This is a genomic window from Cytobacillus oceanisediminis, assembly GCF_022811925.1.
In the GTDB taxonomy this organism is placed as follows: domain Bacteria; phylum Bacillota; class Bacilli; order Bacillales; family Cytobacillaceae; genus Cytobacillus; species Cytobacillus oceanisediminis_D.
Window position 1 is genome coordinate 1,694,233 of the sequence record NZ_CP065511.1, and the last position, 16,227, is coordinate 1,710,459.

General features: G+C 40.3%; 19 protein-coding genes. 13 read left to right on the top strand and 6 right to left on the bottom strand.

The window, feature by feature from the left end:
- The first annotated feature begins 24 nt into the window (after positions 1-24).
- On the top strand, positions 25-909 hold the full coding sequence (locus IRB79_RS08750) for an RluA family pseudouridine synthase (RefSeq protein ID WP_243508112.1): 885 nt from the start codon (positions 25-27) through the stop codon (positions 907-909).
- Between the two features lie 26 nt (positions 910-935).
- On the opposite strand, the gene prpE is transcribed toward IRB79_RS08750, so the two are convergent.
- On the bottom strand, positions 936-1,670 hold the full coding sequence (prpE, locus tag IRB79_RS08755) for a bis(5'-nucleosyl)-tetraphosphatase PrpE (RefSeq protein ID WP_243508113.1): 735 nt from the start codon (positions 1,668-1,670) through the stop codon (positions 936-938).
- Positions 1,671-2,037: 367 nt separating this feature from the next.
- Between prpE and mgtE the strand changes: the two genes are divergently transcribed.
- From mgtE to IRB79_RS08775, 4 genes are all read left to right on the top strand, one after another.
- Positions 2,038-3,417, top strand: coding sequence for a magnesium transporter (mgtE, locus tag IRB79_RS08760; protein WP_243508114.1), 1,380 nt, complete (start codon positions 2,038-2,040; stop codon positions 3,415-3,417).
- 12 nt (positions 3,418-3,429) lie between these two features.
- On the top strand, positions 3,430-5,289 hold the full coding sequence (locus IRB79_RS08765; RefSeq protein ID WP_243508115.1) for a monovalent cation:proton antiporter family protein: 1,860 nt from the start codon (positions 3,430-3,432) through the stop codon (positions 5,287-5,289).
- 137 nt (positions 5,290-5,426) lie between these two features.
- Positions 5,427-6,197 (top strand): enoyl-ACP reductase FabI, encoded by a 771-nt coding sequence (fabI, locus tag IRB79_RS08770; protein WP_221877432.1) that lies wholly within the window; start codon positions 5,427-5,429, stop codon positions 6,195-6,197.
- A gap of 116 nt (positions 6,198-6,313) precedes the next feature.
- Positions 6,314-6,856 carry a CotO family spore coat protein gene (locus tag IRB79_RS08775; protein ID WP_243508116.1) on the top strand — a complete coding sequence of 181 codons (543 nt, stop codon included), beginning with the start codon at positions 6,314-6,316 and terminating at the stop codon, positions 6,854-6,856.
- 64 nt (positions 6,857-6,920) lie between these two features.
- On the opposite strand, the gene IRB79_RS08780 is transcribed toward IRB79_RS08775, so the two are convergent.
- On the bottom strand, positions 6,921-7,424 hold the full coding sequence (locus IRB79_RS08780; protein WP_243508117.1) for a CotY/CotZ family spore coat protein: 504 nt from the start codon (positions 7,422-7,424) through the stop codon (positions 6,921-6,923).
- 131 nt (positions 7,425-7,555) lie between these two features.
- Here IRB79_RS08780 and IRB79_RS08785 point away from each other — a divergent pair, with 131 nt between their 5' ends.
- The 7 genes from IRB79_RS08785 (at position 7,556) to IRB79_RS08815 (ending at position 11,277) form a co-directional block, all read left to right on the top strand.
- Complete coding sequence (locus tag IRB79_RS08785) at positions 7,556-7,909, top strand: DUF1360 domain-containing protein (protein WP_243508118.1); 354 nt, start codon at positions 7,556-7,558, stop codon at positions 7,907-7,909.
- Between the two features lie 338 nt (positions 7,910-8,247).
- Complete coding sequence (locus IRB79_RS08790; protein WP_243508119.1) at positions 8,248-8,721, top strand: YhcN/YlaJ family sporulation lipoprotein; 474 nt, start codon at positions 8,248-8,250, stop codon at positions 8,719-8,721.
- Positions 8,722-8,736: 15 nt separating this feature from the next.
- Complete coding sequence (gene spoVAC, locus IRB79_RS08795) at positions 8,737-9,210, top strand: stage V sporulation protein AC (RefSeq protein WP_243508120.1); 474 nt, start codon at positions 8,737-8,739, stop codon at positions 9,208-9,210.
- Positions 9,210-10,223 carry a stage V sporulation protein AD gene (gene spoVAD / locus IRB79_RS08800; RefSeq protein ID WP_243508121.1) on the top strand — a complete coding sequence of 338 codons (1,014 nt, stop codon included), beginning with the start codon at positions 9,210-9,212 and terminating at the stop codon, positions 10,221-10,223. The genes spoVAC and spoVAD overlap by 1 nt, the downstream gene beginning before the upstream one ends.
- A gap of 13 nt (positions 10,224-10,236) precedes the next feature.
- Positions 10,237-10,593 carry a stage V sporulation protein AE gene (gene spoVAE, locus IRB79_RS08805; RefSeq protein WP_035327302.1) on the top strand — a complete coding sequence of 119 codons (357 nt, stop codon included), beginning with the start codon at positions 10,237-10,239 and terminating at the stop codon, positions 10,591-10,593.
- Positions 10,594-10,763: 170 nt separating this feature from the next.
- Positions 10,764-10,877 carry a YjcZ family sporulation protein gene (locus IRB79_RS08810; RefSeq protein ID WP_019381501.1) on the top strand — a complete coding sequence of 38 codons (114 nt, stop codon included), beginning with the start codon at positions 10,764-10,766 and terminating at the stop codon, positions 10,875-10,877.
- A 145-nt stretch (positions 10,878-11,022) separates the two neighbouring features.
- Positions 11,023-11,277 (top strand): sporulation-specific transcription regulator SpoVIF, encoded by a 255-nt coding sequence (locus IRB79_RS08815; protein ID WP_221877974.1) that lies wholly within the window; start codon positions 11,023-11,025, stop codon positions 11,275-11,277.
- A gap of 37 nt (positions 11,278-11,314) precedes the next feature.
- On the opposite strand, the gene IRB79_RS08820 is transcribed toward IRB79_RS08815, so the two are convergent.
- Positions 11,315-13,633, bottom strand: a complete 2,319-nt coding sequence (locus IRB79_RS08820; RefSeq protein WP_243508122.1) for a UvrD-helicase domain-containing protein — start codon at positions 13,631-13,633, stop codon at positions 11,315-11,317.
- A 204-nt stretch (positions 13,634-13,837) separates the two neighbouring features.
- On the opposite strand from IRB79_RS08820, the gene IRB79_RS08825 reads away from it, so the two are divergent.
- Entirely contained in the window at positions 13,838-14,122 is a 285-nt protein-coding gene (locus IRB79_RS08825; protein ID WP_243508123.1) for a hypothetical protein, read from the top strand.
- A 213-nt stretch (positions 14,123-14,335) separates the two neighbouring features.
- On the opposite strand, the gene IRB79_RS08830 is transcribed toward IRB79_RS08825, so the two are convergent.
- From IRB79_RS08830 to IRB79_RS08840, 3 genes are all read right to left on the bottom strand, one after another.
- A complete protein-coding gene (locus IRB79_RS08830) occupies positions 14,336-15,010 on the bottom strand; it encodes a DUF421 domain-containing protein (RefSeq protein WP_243508124.1) in 675 nt (224 codons plus the stop codon).
- A gap of 104 nt (positions 15,011-15,114) precedes the next feature.
- Positions 15,115-15,537 carry a GNAT family N-acetyltransferase gene (locus IRB79_RS08835; RefSeq protein WP_243508125.1) on the bottom strand — a complete coding sequence of 141 codons (423 nt, stop codon included), beginning with the start codon at positions 15,535-15,537 and terminating at the stop codon, positions 15,115-15,117.
- 6 nt (positions 15,538-15,543) lie between these two features.
- Positions 15,544-16,062, bottom strand: coding sequence for a YjcG family protein (locus IRB79_RS08840; RefSeq protein WP_243508126.1), 519 nt, complete (start codon positions 16,060-16,062; stop codon positions 15,544-15,546).
- Positions 16,063-16,227: the final 165 nt, after the last annotated feature.

The window sequence follows — 16,227 nt, forward strand, 5'->3', positions numbered from 1 at the left end:
TTACAGAACAGGAGCCTATAGCTCATGGCGCGTTTTAAATTACAATGGAAAATTACTGCCCCGCAGGCGGGCTCGTTAATCAGGGAATTTTTAAAAGAAAATGATATTTCTAAAACTGCACTCACTGACATAAAATTTGCTGGCGGCTTCATTAAAGTGAACAATCAGGAAGTCAATGTCCGCTATAAGCTAAAGGAAGGAGATATTCTTCAGGTTGGTTTCCCGGAAGAAGTTCCCAGTGAAGGCATGAAGGGGGAAGACTTGCCCCTTGATATTCTTTATGAAGATGATTATCTTCTTGTAGTAAATAAACCGGCAGGTGTGAGTACCATTCCTTCCAGAGAACATCCTTCGGGAAGTTTGGCTAATCGGCTGATTGGATACTATCAGCGAATAGGCTTAAATTCTGCTGCACATATCGTGACTCGACTCGATCGAGATACTTCTGGCTTGGTTTTAATTGCGAAACACAGGCATGTGCATCATTTGTTTAGCCAGCAGCAGCGCTTCCGTAAAATCCAGCGGAAGTATGAAGCCTTTGCAGAAGGGACAATCAGCCGGGATGCCGGTACTATAGAACAGCCGATTGCGAGAAAAAAAGACAGTATTATTGAGCGGGAAGTTAGTGAGGCAGGACAATATGCATGTACTCATTATCAGGTAATCAGCCGGTGCAAAGAATTTACACATGTAAAATTAAAGCTTGAAACTGGCAGAACTCATCAGATCAGAGTCCATTTGTCGTGGCTTGGTTATCCTCTTGCAGGTGATGAATTGTATGGAGGCACAAGACAGTTTATCAGGAGGCAGGCACTGCACTGCTGCAGCCTTTCCTTCTATCATCCCTTTCTGCACAGAACCCTTATGTTTGAACAGCAGCTTCCAGAAGATATGAATTGTCTATTATAAAAGCCGGCATTTGCCGGCTTTTTGGATTAAATCTTCCTAAACTTCTCTTCTGCATAAGGCATGCCTGACTGGACAGACATTAATTCCATTTCAGGATATCTAATTGCAGTTAACTTATTTCCAAAAACAGCACCTGTATCAATATTATAGGTGTTATTGATTTTCCTGACTTCCTTTACGGGAGTATGCCCATAGACTACCGCTGCCTTACCCTCATACTGTTTAGCCCAATCCCGTCTCACGGGTGTCCCGTCAGGATTTTTTTCTCCAGTTATATCCCCGTAAAGAACAAACGTTTTAACTTTGGATGAATGTTTCCCAATGTAGCTTTCCTTAATTCCAGCATGAGCGATTACCAGTTTATTGTTGTCAAGTACATGGTATAGCGGTGCACTTTCATATAATTCCATAAATTTACGTTTAATTTCCATCTGTGATTGCGGATCCAGCTGCTCATATTCAGCTGCTGTGGTTTCCAGGCCATGTGTAATTTGAACTTTATTTCCCAGAAAGTAGCGGTATAGTTTATTGCAATGATTGCCCGGGACATAGTACGCCAGGTCATTTGCAGCAAGGTTATATACTGCATCGATGACTGCCAGAGATTCTGGTCCTCTGTCTGTTAAGTCTCCAACAAAGGCGAGTTTTCTATTACTTGGGTGGACAGGAAATCCGTTCTTCCATATATAGCCCATTTTCAAAGTCAGTTCTTTAAATTCAGCAAAGCAGCCGTGAATATCACCAATAATATCAAGTCTCATATATAGGCTCCTTTAATAGTTCTACTGTTATGATATCAATTTTCATAATATTTATCATGACGTTTATTTTTCAGCATGCAGAGAAACCTTTAACGGTTTTAAGTTTAAGGAATGGGAAAATTAAAATTAAGAAAAGAGTTATGATTGTTCAGAGACGACAAAAAAACAAAGATTTGCTAGTATAGTGAAGTACGTTTTCCTGTTATGCATTTTAACGGGCAAGAAGCTCGTGTTCGTGTTTAACAAAAATACTGCTGCCGATATCGATTCCACAGAAAGAATGAAATTGTTCCCATTTATCTCAGGTTCTTGTGCTGTGGATAACATTTCAAAAGGATGGTTTCATTGTATGAGAGGAGGTAAATCTATGGAAGATCACGCAGTGGAAAGGGCAGATTCCCACATCAATACCAGTCTTTTAATCCAATCTTTACAAAATGAAGAAATTGATATCTTCAGGAATGAATTTCTTGATATGCACCCTTATGATCAGGCTTCATTTTTTAAAGATCTGGATGAGGACATCCGGGCAAAAATTTATCTTTATCTCTCTCCGGAAGAAATGGCAGCTCTATTTGAAAATTTGGAGATTGAGGAAGAAGATTATAAAGACGTTCTTGCTGAGATGAATCCCCACTATGCAGCGGATATGCTTTCAGAAATGTATGCCGATGATGCCGTTGATGTTTTAAATGAACTGGATAAAGACCAGGTTGTCAGCTATTTGACAATTATGGATGATGAATCGGCAAAAGAAATTAAGGATTTGCTTCATTACGAAGAATATACAGCAGGAAGTATCATGACGACGGAATTTGTCTCACTGTCAGCCAATCAGACGGTTCGTTCTGCTATGTATATCCTGAAAAATGAAGCGCCAAGGGCGGAAACCATTTATTATGTGTACGTTGTGAATGACGAAAAAAAACTTATTGGCGTTATTTCATTAAGGGATTTAATAGTAAGTGATGATGATACGATGATTTCGGAAATTACAAATGACAGGGTAGTTTCCGTATCAGTTGGCGAAGATCAGGAAGAAGTCGCAAGAAAAATTAAAGACTATAACTTCCTAGCCGTTCCGGTTGTGGATTTTCAAAACCATTTGCTGGGTATTATTACAGTTGATGATGTCATGGATGTCATGGAAGAAGAAGCATCTGATGATTATTCCAAATTGGCTGCTGTATCGGATATGGATCATATTGACAGGAATCCAGTTTCTGCGGCACGTAAACGGCTCCCCTGGCTTATCATCCTGCTGTTTTTGGGTATGTTAACTGCAAGCCTTATAGGAAGATTTGAGGATACCCTGGATAAGGTTGCCATTTTGGCTGTTTTCATTCCTCTTATTGCAGGGATGGCAGGAAATACAGGGACTCAGGCATTGGCCGTAGCTGTCCGGGGGATTGCTACAGGAGACCTGGAGAAAGAAAATAAGTGGAAACTGGTGATAAGGGAAGCCGGGACTGGGTTAATTAATGGCGGAATTTGCGGCGTTCTTGTTACTTTCATTGTTTACTTCTGGAAAGGAAATTTCTTTCTTGGTGTTTTAGTTGGCGTTTCAATTTTGTTTACATTGATAGTAGCCACCCTTGCCGGTGCGCTGATCCCTTTACTAATGCACAGAATGAAAATTGACCCGGCAGTAGCTTCAGGTCCATTTATTACAACTATTAATGATCTAATCAGTATTTTAATTTATTTTGGCATGGCGACATTATTTATGAGCTACTTAACAGGCTAAGGGGGTTATTTTATGGAACATGGGGCATCGGTAGCATCGCTGGTCATTGTGATATTGGCTGCTTTTATCACGCCCATTTTACTTCACCGGCTGAAAATTAATTTCATCCCTGTAGTGGTGGCAGAGATTCTTATAGGTTTGATTATCGGTAAAAGCGGCTTTGATATCGTGCATGAAGATATGTGGCTGGAGACACTTTCGACTCTTGGATTTATATTTCTAATGTTCCTGAGCGGTCTGGAAATTGACTTCACAGCTTTTTCTTCGGCAAAGAAGAGAGTAAAGCTCCCAAGCGGGAAGCTTGAGCCAAACTCTTTTGCTGTTTCTTCCATTGTTTTTATAGGAATATTTTTGGTTTCATTGGGTCTATCGTATTTATTTGTCTGGGCAGGATTCATTGATAATGCCTTTTTAATGACATTAATTATTTCGACCATTTCTCTGGGAGTAGTGGTTCCGACACTTAAGGAAGCTCATTTAATGAAAACAGGCATAGGCCAAATTATTCTGCTGATCGCCGTTATTGCTGATTTGGCTACGATGATTCTACTGGCTGTGTTTGTTTCATTAAATGACACAGGCGGAGGGAATACCTGGCTGCTTCTCGTCTTATTTGGCGTAGGTGTATTGCTGTATTTTCTTGGCAGAAGGTTCAAAAACCTTAATTTTCTTGAAGCGATGTCTACTGGGACTGTTCAGATTGGAACAAGAGCAGTATTTGCACTGATCATTTTCCTGGTGGCGTTATCAGAAACAGTTGGGGCAGAGAATATATTAGGTGCTTTCCTGGCCGGGGTGCTTGTATCATTGCTGGCGCCAAACCAGGAAATGATCCATAAACTGGATTCTTTCGGATATGGATTCCTCATCCCTATTTTCTTTGTGATGGTAGGGGTGGATCTCGACGTATGGACATTGTTTGGAGATCCTAAATTGCTAATGCTTATTCCATTGCTGCTGATTGCACTGCTGCTTTCAAAACTTTTACCAATCTATATTTTAAAAAGATGGTATGACATTAAAACTGTTATTGCTTCAGGGTTTTTATTAACGTCAACCCTTTCCCTTGTTATTGCTGCAGCAACGATAGGCGAAAGAATGGACGTCATAACCGCCGAAATGAGCGGAACATTGATTCTGGTTGCTGTCATAACAAGTATATTTACTCCTGTAGTCTTTAAAAAGCTATTCCCTCAGGAAGCGGCAGAGGAGAAAAAGCTTAAAGTGTCCTTCATTGGTGCAAATCAGATGACTATGCCGATCTATAATGAACTTAAGTCAACCCTTTACGAACCAGCTTTGTATCATAAAAAGCAGGAAAAGGCGGAAAAGCAGATAGCTGACTCTTTGTTTGATATCATTGAAGTTGATGAGTTTGATATTGAAAATTTTGAAGGTACAGAAGCATTTGATTCAGATATTGTAGTAATCTCGACAGGGGATGAAGAGACAAATGCCACATTATCCATCGCTTTTAAAGAAAAGGGAGTGGATCGTGTCATTTGCCGGATGGAAAGCCCTGATATGGAAGAAACTCTACGGGAACATGATATTGAGCTATTTTCAACCATTCTTTCGTCTAAGGCACTGCTTCGTGCTTTAATCGAGTCACCAAGTGTGGTGAACATTTTAACGAACCAGGAGACAGCTTTATACGAGATCCGATTAAAGAATGAGCAGTTTGAAGGCATGATGCTTCGGCGATTCCCGTTTACAGGGGATGTAATATTCGTACGTATATTTAGAGGAAAGGATTCTATTGTTCCCCACGGAGATACTGAACTGCATGTTAATGACCGCCTGATTGTTACAGGATCTAAGGAATACGTTGATGAATTAAAAAGGGAACTTGAATTTTGTGAATGGTGTTAAGGCTCTCCGACATCTTTCTTGCCGAAATAGTTCTGCTTTAAAAGCAGGATTTTTTCGGCTTTTCTTTTCAGGTAAATTGATGTACAATTAGTACTAGGTACTAATAACATGTAATAATAAATCAGGAGGATTATAAAATGACTCTTTCACTAAATGGAAAAACATTCGTTGTTATGGGTGTGGCTAATAAAAGAAGTATTGCATGGGGAATTGCCAAATCCCTTCATGATGCTGGTGCCCGATTAATTTTTACATATGCGGGAGAAAGACTTGAGAAAAGTGTGCGTGAATTGGCTGAATCATTGGAGGATGCACATTCATTAGTTCTTCCTTGTGATGTAACAAGTGATGAAGACATCGCGAAATGCTTTAGCACGATTAAGGAGGAAGCTGGTGTAATTCATGGAATTGCCCACTGCATCGCCTTTGCCCATAAAGAAGAACTGCAGGGAGAATATATGAACACCACAAGAGACGGGTTTCTCTTAGCTCACAATATCAGCTCTTATTCACTAACTGCCATTGCTAAGGAAGCAAAAGGATTAATGACTGAAGGCGGAAGCATTGTGACTCTCACATACCTTGGCGGTGAAAAGGTTGTGAAAAATTATAATGTTATGGGTGTAGCAAAAGCCTCCCTTGACGCAAGTGTCAAATATTTGGCCAACGACCTCGGTAAAGATGGAATTCGGGTCAATTCCATTTCAGCAGGTCCAATCAGGACTCTTTCTGCAAAAGGAATCAGCGAGTTCAATTCTATCCTGAAAGAAATTGAAGAACGGGCTCCTCTCCGTAAAACAACTACTCCGGAAGAAGTAGGGGATACAGCTTTATTCTTATTCAGCAGCCTGTCCCGCGGAATTACCGGGGAAAATATCCATGTGGATTCCGGTTATCATATTCTCTAATAGAAATTGCCTGCTCCAATGTGAGCGGGCTTTTTTTATTTCCATCAGAAACGAAAGCCCAACTTCTGCATACATATAATACGACGAAACATTAAGATTGCGGAGGTGGGCAAAAAATGGCTGAGAAAAAAGAGAAGGAACCATTATTTTATATACAGCAGCCGAGTTTTCAATTTCCAGAGACCAGGATGCAAACAGTATACTCCAGCAGAAAAGCAGAGCTGGAACGTAAACAGGAACAAAAAGACAGTGTACCGGAACCCGCGAACACAATAAATGAACAGACGGTGCCCGAAGAAAAGATCGAAAATATGACCGAAGTAAAGGTGCAGGCAGCCATTGAAGAATTTGAAGCAGGCAGGGAAGAGAAAAAAGAAAATACATCCTTTGCTTTTACGACGGAAAAAAGAAAGCCTTCTTTCAATCGTGTACGAAGTTTTAAGGAAATGGACACGCTTGAGCGCCTGGATTACTTAATTGATTTCCCAGAACAGCTTCCACCCATACCATGTATATTTGAAACCGGCGAGAAAGCAATAAGGGGATTTCTGGTTTCAAAAAATGAAGGATCCATCGAGGTTAAGTTATTTGATGAATCGATTGAACAAATTAGTCTTCAATCTTTAAATGCTGTCAAAATGATTGGCCTAAGAAGGTAAAAGAAAAGCGCTGGAGCTAGACAGAAAAAAATAGCCAGCCGAATGGACGGCTGGCTCCATATCATTAGTCTTCGCAGATATCAAGATCTACATCGGCAATACATTGAACAGCGCAGAAGCAGTTTAGGTCAACTGTTACACAGTCATTAGTACTGCGGAAGTCGTCAACTTCGCAAACTTTTTTCAAGTCGATGCAGCAGTCATCGGCAAGGTTAACTGTTTTGTCTGGGCCAGGTCTTCTATTTACTGGCTCTAGGACACGAAGCACTGCGCAGCAGTTATCGAACACTTCTTCCACTCTGAAGAAAATGGATACACATGCACACTCATTTCCTGTAAAGAAAGCATGGAATGGTGAACCGTCCGCAGTTTTCAGTGTGAAGACGCGGGTATCCGGGCGCTTATGGCGTTTTCTTCCAGATGGTGATATAACTCCCAGCGGCTCCAGGAAACAGTTTGAAGGGCATTCGCACACATCTTCTGCGTTATCTTGAATATCCTTTATAGCACGAACTACTTCACATACACAGCCTTTACCTTTGAAGTCGTCTTTTTTTCCACAACCCATTTTTGTTTTCCTCCTTGTTTGTTTCTTGTGGTCTACACTACTAACATATTGCCGGAGTGACCTATGGGTTACGGACAAACGCCTTGTTTTTTAAAAAAATAGGCTATTTTTTTACATTAGAGGTGAAAAAAATGGATATATCACCTATGGAGCTGCTAATTTTGGCACTTGCAAGCTTCAGGCTTACCAGACTGATTGTATTTGATAAAATTACCGAATTCCTGCGCAAACCTTTTCTGGAAGAAGTTGAGGAAAAAGATGAAAATGGCGAAATTGAAGTGTACTGGGTTGTAAAAGAAGGAAAAGTGCGAGGATTCTTCGGGGAGCTTTTAAGCTGTTATTGGTGTACAGGTGTTTGGAGTACATTATTTTTATATGCTTCATATTATTTTTATGCATCCTGGTCAGCTCCAGTGCTGCTGATTTTGGCAATTGCCGGACTTGCAGCAATTATTGAATCCCTGGTGCAAAAATTGATCAATTAGCATAAAGCCAAATACTTCATGCTGTAGGCGTTTGTTTTACACAAGCTTTGAGGCTCAGCATAAAATAAAAAGAGGAAAATTATTGTTAATGGAGGGCCTCAAAGATGTTAAATAATGATAAGGGTCAGCAAATGGAAAAATCACAGCCGGTCAGCAAGAAAAAGAGAAAGAAAAAGGGATGCGGCTGCGGAAAAAAAACGAAGAAAGCTCAATAGCCGGGGATACCGGCTTTTTTTATTGGGTTTCTTCTGGAAAAAATAGGATGGAAAGTAATATTCATAAATCCAAAACAATTCGAGGACAATATAATTAAAGATTCTACATAGGAAGGGACTATTATGAAAAATAGACTTTTATCATTTATTGCATTTTCACTGATCTTATTATCAGGCTGCAGCGGAGACGGAAAGGTGACGGACAGCGACCTTGCACTTCTCAAAACGACTGATCCCCCTGCTGTATTAATTGATAAAAATACAAAGGAAAATTTGGATTTAGTTGAAAACATTGAGCATGATATCGAAAAAATGAAAGAACTTTATGATGTTGCAGTGGTCAAAAGCAATGGGGATACACTTGTTGCTTATAAAGTGAAGCACTTGCAGCGATTCCACATGAAAAAAATTGAAAAGAAAATGACCAAGATGCTTGAGGAAAAGTATCCAGATGAGAAATTCATTGTATCAAGTGACTATAAGATCTTTATTGAAGCGGTGGAACTTCAGGAAAAAATGAAAGATCCTGATTTTACCGACAAGAAAGCGAAAAAAAAGCTTGATAAAATCATTAAGCTTAAAGAAGAAATGACATAAGAAAGGGGCAAGGGCATGAACAAAAATGCAAATAAGACTCCGGAACAGCAGCAATATGAGCAGCTTGAGCAAAAGCATGAACTAAAGCGCCCAGTCCTGAAAAATTGTATTCGTGCATTCTGGGTGGGAGGGCTCATCTGTGTAATCGGACAGGCAATAACGTATTTTTATATTTATTTTTTTAACTTCACCGAACAGACCGCTGGAAACCCAACTGTAGCTACGATGATTTTTATTTCCATGCTGTTGACAGGTTTTGGCGTATATGACCGTCTGGGGCAGTTTGGCGGAGCAGGCAGTGCCGTTCCTGTAACAGGTTTCGGAAACGCTGTAATTTCAGCTGCCATTGAGCATCGCACGGAAGGATTTGTGCTGGGAGTTGGAGGAAATATGTTCAAGCTTGCAGGTTCAGTTATTCTCTTTGGTGTATTTTCAGCTTTTGTAGTGGCTCTTATTAAAACACTATTAATCATGTGGGGGGTTATTTAATGCTTAAGGGTAAACAATCCTGGGTTTTTGAAAACCGCCCAGTAATTGCGGCTGCTGGTGTTTCCGGCGGTCCTTTTGAGGCAAACGGCAACCTGGCAGAAGATTTTGATGTATTGCACGATGATTTGTGGATGGGGGAAGATTCATACGAAAAAGCCCACAGAATTCTTTTGGAAGAGGCTGGACAGACGGCCTTGAATAAAGCAAATATCCAAAAGGAAGATGTTCAGTTTTATATAGCAGGGGATTTAATTAATCAGATTACACCTACCAGTTTAAGTGCAAGAACCATTCAAATCCCTTATTTCGGAATATTTGGCGCTTGTTCGACCTCTATGGAGGGGCTTGCCCTTGCATCTTTTATTGTGAACTATCATGGGGCTGATTACGTTTTAACAGGTGCTTCAAGTCATAATGCTGCAGTAGAAAAACAATTCAGATACCCCACAGAATATGGTGGGCAAAAGCCTCCTACTGCCCAATGGACAGTAACTGGTGCTGGTGCAGCTCTTATTACCTCGAAAACAGCAGGACATAATACGCCGGTCACTACTTCCGCAACAATTGGCAAAGTAATCGACATGGGTCTTACCGACCCTTTTAATATGGGAGGGGCAATGGCTCCTGCAGCAGCAGATACCATTACTGCACACTTCAAGGATATGCAGCTTGATCCATCATATTACGATTTGATTGTTACAGGGGATTTAGGGAGAATTGGCCAGGAAACTGCTTATGAATTGCTTTCAAATAATGGGCTTAACATAGAAAAAGAGAAATTTAAAGATTGCGGATTGATGATCTATAAAGATGATCAGCCTGTCCAATCTGGAGGAAGCGGAGCAGGGTGCTCAGCTGCTGTCCTGTATGGACATCTATTGAATCAAATGAAACAGGGGACTTATAGGAGAATCCTTGTTGTCGCTACGGGTGCACTATTATCCCCATTGACATTCCAGCAGAATGAGAGCATCCCTTGTATTGCTCATGCTGTTTCTATCGAAATGACTTAAAGGAGGAATTTGTATGCTGCCTATGTTTTTCTGGGCTTTTGTAATTGGTGGCCTATTTTGCGTATTTGGCCAAATAATGTTTGATGTTTTTAAGCTAACACCTGGCCATACATTAAGTCTTTTGGTTGTAATAGGAGCTGTTCTTGATGGCGTTGGACTCTATGAACCGCTTGCAGACTTTGCGGGAGCCGGAGCGACAATCCCTATAACAAGCTTTGGCAATTCCCTCGTCCATGGAGCCCTTCAGGAAGCTGATCAGCATGGGCTTGTCGGTGTATTGACCGGAATGTTTGAAGTAACCAGCTCCGGTATTTCAGCAGCGATAATCTTCGGCTTTATCGGTGCACTTATTTTCAAGCCAAAGGGATAAGTGGCATTAGATATAATGAAAAGATTCACAAGAATGATCTTCAGTTATTTAAAAACAAGCCCCTTATTACAATTTGACTGAATAAACCAAGCCTGCCTTGGGAGCTTGCCCATACACCCTGTTTAGATTTTACATATGTTGTATTGAGAAATCTAAGTGAGGTGAAAGGCATGGGCTATGGCTATGGAGGCTGCGGATATGGCGGGGGCTATGGAAATACGTTTGTTCTAATCGTTGTCCTATTCATTTTACTCATTATCGTCGGAGCAAGTTTCTACAATTAGATTCACAAAGGCTGACTCAGAACCAGCAGCAGGTTTTGTGTTGGCTTTTTTGCATATAAGGTACATAAATTATTAATACATTTCACGTTTTCCGCCCACCTTCATAAGATATAAAGGAGTAAATGAAGGAGCGTGATTGAGCAGGATGGATAACAACTTTTTTAAAAACCTTGAAAAGAAAACAGGCGTAAATATGAAGGATGTATTTGAACTGGCCGGCTCTTTGCAGAATGCAAATTTTAAAGATGAAAAAACAGTACGAAATGTAATCAAGAGGGTTTCGCAAATTGCAAATAAACCCGTTTCCAAGGATACGGAAGACAAGATTGTGAAATCGATCGTTGCTGATGGAAAGCAGCTTGACTTTAATACAATTTCCCAGATGATGAATAAAAAATAACAGAAGGACCTGGCCGGGGTGCAGCCAGGTCTTCTTTTTATCTTCCGTCTTTGTTCCTGCTGCTTCTTGTGATGGGGGCAAGGAACCTTGAGGCATATGCCCTCCGTCCCCGCCTTTTTTCCGGCACAGAGATATATAAGTCCTTCCTGGCCCTTGTTACGGCAACGTACATCAGCCTTCGTTCTTCCTCCAATGGGGCAGACTCACCTGAACGGTAAGCTTCCAGAGCATGATCATGAGGAAGATTTCCTTCAACTGCACCGGCAACATATACCACATTATATTCAAGCCCTTTTGCACGGTGGATAGTGCTTAATGTAATAGCATTATCATTATTCCTGCTGAGGCGCTTGATTTCTTTGTTCATGGCTTTCATATGTTCAGTATGCTCCAGAAACTCTTGAAGAGAATGAAAGTTACGCGCAGCGACCTTTAAATCTTTTATATCATCAGAGCCTTTATCCATTTTATTGCCTTCATTGCCGCGTTTTTTTAAAAAGTCCTGGAAGCCAAGCTCTTTTTCAACAGTTTCAATTGCAGTGATGGGACTAAGACCTGAGATTGATCTGGTAACAGGGATCACTTTTTTTAACTTGCTTTCCTGAAAAGCAAATCCTGTTTTTATAAACTTTAGGCACTCCAGCATTGAGCAATCCTGCAAGATGCTTTCTGCCTTAATATCCTGAAGGACTGATTGTTTAACAAATAGAGACGGCAGCATATCTTTCAAAGCATTCTGGTCATCCTCATTTAACGATAACTTTAGAAAAGCAAGCATGCTTCGAACAATAAACCGATCATAAAATGATTCGGCATCCTGATCCAATTTAAACGGAAGACTGGAATTGGCCAGCCTTTCAAAAATGGCCCTGCTCCCAGTATGGGTGCGGAATAATACTGCAAAATCCCGCGGCTCGTATCCTTCTTCAATTTTCTCCTGAATATCAGTCATGATCATCGTAGCTTCTTCTTCCTCATCATAAGGAAAAAAGAGGAAAGGGTGCTGTCCGCCAGAAAATTGGGCATTCATGCTTTTGGCGCGTCTATGTTTATTTAAAGATATGATTTGGTTTGCAGCTGATACGATCTCGTGAGCAGAGCGGTAATTCTGATTCAATGTTATAACCTTAGCACCAGGGAAATCTTTCTCGAAATCTAAAAGATATTGGGGATCGCTTCCTCTGAAAGCATAAATAGATTGATCATCGTCACCCACTGCACAGACATTTTTTGTTTTATCGGACAGCATTTTCATAAGCTCATATTGAACATTATTAATATCCTGGAACTCATCGATCAGGAAATAATGAAAGCGATTCTGATATTGTTCAAGAATTTCAGGCTTTTCATGAAAAAGAACATGGCAGCCTGTCAGCATATCATCAAAATCAAATAATTCTCTTCTTAATTTTGTTTGTTCATACCTTTGATAAAGAATCGCGGTCTGTTCCTCCCAATCATTCTTTGGATGAACCTTCCCAGGTATGATAAGAGAATTTTTCCAATAGCTAATTTGCTGGAGGGCAAGGTCAAAGGCAAATTCCTTTTCATCGAGCTTTAAGTTTTTGCTGGATTCCTTAATGATCTGTTCCCGCTGCCATTCTTTATTCAGTAGCTTGCCGGAAGACCATTTATCCGGATTGTGGAAGGAGAGAATCCTGTAAAACAAGCTGTGAAAAGTGCCGGAAACGATTTGCCTGACTTTTCGTGAATCCATTCCTGGATATTGGGCAAGGCGCTCTTTCATTTCAGCCGCAGCCTTAGCTGTAAATGTAACGAGCATTATTGATGTAGGATCGATATCTTTTTCGCGCAGCATAAAAGCAGTCCTGGTTGTTAAAACTCGGGTCTTACCGCTCCCTGCACCTGCAAGAACGAGCAGAGGCCCATCAATATGTGATACAGCAGATGCCTGCTGTTCATCCAAAAAGACTCCTGCTTGTGAAAGGGACTTTAGGTATTCATCAGGGAAACTTGGATTGTGAGTGCTTTCTTGGATATAAGGGGGGATATTTTTTGCCGGCTGAGCTTTTTTAAAGGCTGATTCTATTTCTTTTACAGCAGCAGAAGCAATTGGCCTTGAAACAGGAATTTTAAAGCCGTTTCTTTCTATATATTCTTCAGTCTCAATCTTGGCCGATTCTTGTTTGATCATTTTATCCTTGCACATTCTGCTGCTTTGCTGAATATGATAAAAATGAGGCTCATCCATAATTCCTAAATACAAACGGACTGAAGCTCCGCAATCAGGGCAAAACAGCTTTCCTTTTTTGCCTTCTTCATAAATATGCTGAAAACTTTCTCGATTCAATTGTTCCAGATTCACTGTATTATTATGTAAAATTGCTGTCTTCATAAAAAATACCCCATTTTTATAAATTGCCGAGTTTAAGTGATTAATCATCTTCTAACAACAAGACAAATTTTATCATAACAAACCGGTAAAGGATTCTAAAGTGCTTTTCTGTTTAAAATTTAATGTAAACGGGTACATAAAAGTAAATATTGTTTCGTATTCCTTTAATAATCAGATACATAGAGAATGGAGAGGGGAGCATTCATGGGCTACATTTTACCTGTAACTTCATATCAATATAATCAGTATGCAGAAAGAGAGATTGGCACAAAATATGATCCATTTCGTTTCGTGCCAGTTGCCAAAATATCGGCACAAACCAATTCAAAAGATTTCCGTCATGAGCTTCCTCTTGATATTCAAAGAATGTTAACCAAATCAAATCCTCAGCAGCGGGCAGACATCCAAACACGCAGCACTAGAAAAAAAGCAGATGAAACATACGGCGAGCTGACGGGTAAAGGGCGCTATATTAGTGAATGCATATAAGAAAAGCGGAAGCGCCTTCGGAACAAGCAAAAAGCGCTTGTTCCTGAGAAGCGCATCCAAGGAAGCTTTCCCTTGGTGCTCACCCCGACACCTCGAGGGGGTAGGTGCTCCTCCTAAAAGCTACCGCTTTTAGTCGTGCGATGATTAAGCTGCCGAAGCGTTCCTGGTGGAGCTAGATAAGTATCTAAACCCATAAAATAAAGAAGGAGAGGCTCAGTACGTTTGCACGTGCAAAGCCTCTCCTTTTTTCCACTCTGCGTATAAGACATCTTTGACATTATTTGCGCCGTTGTTTTTAATCTCATTAATAAGCTTTGTTTCGTCCCAATTGATGCTTTTGAGATTATCCCAAATCACTTCTCCGTCTAAAATTAAAGTTACAGGCAGCTCGATCATATTTATAGGGAGATTCAAATCCTGTATAGTTGGTGTCGAGTAAAGCGGTTTTTTTAATGCACTGACCGTTCCATCTGTTTCAAGAATGGCATATTCGCATTCCCTGATTGAAAAAACGTCCTTTGAACGGAGGAGGTGCTGGAGCTGATTAATGTCGAGATGATTTTTCTTCAGTTCTTCATAGACGATTTTTCCTTTTTTTATAACAATAGAGGGCTCACCTTCAAGAAGTTTGCGTGCCCTTTTAAATTTCTGGGTAAGGACTTCAGTTGCGTAGATGAGTATCCCCCATACTGCAACAGCAAAGAATATTTCTGGGATTCCAGTCTCCTGATCGTATAGGGCATTTCCCACCAGCTCGCCTAACACGATGGCAGAGATAAAATCAAAAGGAGTAATCTGTGTGATCTGTGTTTTGCCCAGGAGTTTTGCCATAATAAATAAGAAAATATATCCTATAACAAGTACACTTATGATATGTAAATATTCCATTCAAACCACTCCTTAAATTGCTGTATCTGGAATAGTGTTTGCAGAAGACCCCAAAATTATTGCATACAAAAAAGCTCCTGCCATCCCTGGCAGAAGCTTGTCCGCTATATCGTTTTTTTCATTGTACGGTGGGGAATCCCGGCATCCATGAATTCTTCCGAGATTACCTGATAGCCCAACTTTTCATAAAAAGGGATAGCCTGCGTCTGGGCATTTAATTTTAAGGCAGGCAAGCCTTGTTTCTTAGCATGCTCTTCAATTTTATCCATTATTGCTTTTCCTGATCCGCTCTGGCGGTTCTCCTTCAGAACGCATATTCTTTCCACTTTGCCATTGCCGTCAACTGTGCGAAATCTTCCGGCACCTGCGGGAATGCCATTATTATATAGTACAAAATGGACTGCTTCGTCTTCGAACTGATCGATTTCCTCTTCTTCAGGAACATTTTGCTCGTTGATAAAAACTTGTTTCCTTACTGAGAAGGCATCGTGCAATTCTTGTTCAGATGAGACAACTCTAACTTCCACTTTTCACTATTCCTTTCCTAGCCTGAATGTTTCATAAACGGTCCATGAGCCGTTTTCCAGCTGATATAGAAGATGAAAACGATCAACAACCTCTTCATGATTCACAGGCTGCATTCTTAAGCTCCCATATACATCTGAATGTTCATCATTGGAGAGTTTTTGTCCGATGGTAATATGGGGGACAAAATTATATTCAGGTGTTTCGCCAGTAATATGATCATTCAGTTCAATATGTAACTCTTCGAGCTGGGCTGAAGGCTCAATTTTGAAATAAATGACATTGTTGACAGGCTGGAAAGAGCTTATTTTTGTAGCGTTTATTTGAAACGGCTCGTGTTTCTCAGCTATTCCATGAAGTGTTTCCGTCAGCTTTTTTATTTCTTCTTCAGATGCTTCAAAGCGCGATCTTAAAGTTACATGAGGAGGAATTAAAGCATAATGCGGATCATACCGCTTTCTAAAAGAATTGGCCAAATCCTGCAATTTTTTTGACGGGAAAATAACTATGCCGTAATTAGTGCTCATACAACAACCTCCATGTTTATTAATATTTTTTATAACTGGCAGGCTAAACGAGATGAAAAACACTTGGTTGGTCTATTATAGCAAATTTTCTAAATTCATTATATAATTATACCTTTTTTCGTAATAAAAAACAGTGTGTCGAGGTAATCTTTTTATCGCGAAAGA

Excerpts from the sequence above, each read along its gene's own strand:
- IRB79_RS08825 (WP_243508123.1), top strand. The coding sequence starts at position 13,838 with ATGGGCTACATTTTACCTGTAACTTCATATCAATATAATCAGTATGCA.
- spoVAD (WP_243508121.1), top strand. The coding sequence starts at position 9,210 with ATGCTTAAGGGTAAACAATCCTGGGTTTTTGAAAACCGCCCAGTAATT.
- IRB79_RS08785 (WP_243508118.1), top strand. The coding sequence starts at position 7,556 with ATGGATATATCACCTATGGAGCTGCTAATTTTGGCACTTGCAAGCTTC.
- IRB79_RS08830 (WP_243508124.1), bottom strand. The coding sequence starts at position 15,010 with ATGGAATATTTACATATCATAAGTGTACTTGTTATAGGATATATTTTC.
- spoVAC (WP_243508120.1), top strand. The coding sequence starts at position 8,737 with ATGAACAAAAATGCAAATAAGACTCCGGAACAGCAGCAATATGAGCAG.
- IRB79_RS08780 (WP_243508117.1), bottom strand. The coding sequence starts at position 7,424 with ATGGGTTGTGGAAAAAAAGACGACTTCAAAGGTAAAGGCTGTGTATGT.
- fabI (WP_221877432.1), top strand. The coding sequence starts at position 5,427 with ATGACTCTTTCACTAAATGGAAAAACATTCGTTGTTATGGGTGTGGCT.
- IRB79_RS08810 (WP_019381501.1), top strand. The coding sequence starts at position 10,764 with ATGGGCTATGGCTATGGAGGCTGCGGATATGGCGGGGGCTATGGAAAT.
- IRB79_RS08790 (WP_243508119.1), top strand. The coding sequence starts at position 8,248 with ATGAAAAATAGACTTTTATCATTTATTGCATTTTCACTGATCTTATTA.
- prpE (WP_243508113.1), bottom strand. The coding sequence starts at position 1,670 with ATGAGACTTGATATTATTGGTGATATTCACGGCTGCTTTGCTGAATTT.
- IRB79_RS08765 (WP_243508115.1), top strand. The coding sequence starts at position 3,430 with ATGGAACATGGGGCATCGGTAGCATCGCTGGTCATTGTGATATTGGCT.
- spoVAE (WP_035327302.1), top strand. The coding sequence starts at position 10,237 with ATGCTGCCTATGTTTTTCTGGGCTTTTGTAATTGGTGGCCTATTTTGC.
- IRB79_RS08750 (WP_243508112.1), top strand. The coding sequence starts at position 25 with ATGGCGCGTTTTAAATTACAATGGAAAATTACTGCCCCGCAGGCGGGC.
- IRB79_RS08815 (WP_221877974.1), top strand. The coding sequence starts at position 11,023 with ATGGATAACAACTTTTTTAAAAACCTTGAAAAGAAAACAGGCGTAAAT.
- IRB79_RS08775 (WP_243508116.1), top strand. The coding sequence starts at position 6,314 with ATGGCTGAGAAAAAAGAGAAGGAACCATTATTTTATATACAGCAGCCG.
- IRB79_RS08820 (WP_243508122.1), bottom strand. The coding sequence starts at position 13,633 with ATGAAGACAGCAATTTTACATAATAATACAGTGAATCTGGAACAATTG.
- mgtE (WP_243508114.1), top strand. The coding sequence starts at position 2,038 with ATGGAAGATCACGCAGTGGAAAGGGCAGATTCCCACATCAATACCAGT.
- IRB79_RS08840 (WP_243508126.1), bottom strand. The coding sequence starts at position 16,062 with ATGAGCACTAATTACGGCATAGTTATTTTCCCGTCAAAAAAATTGCAG.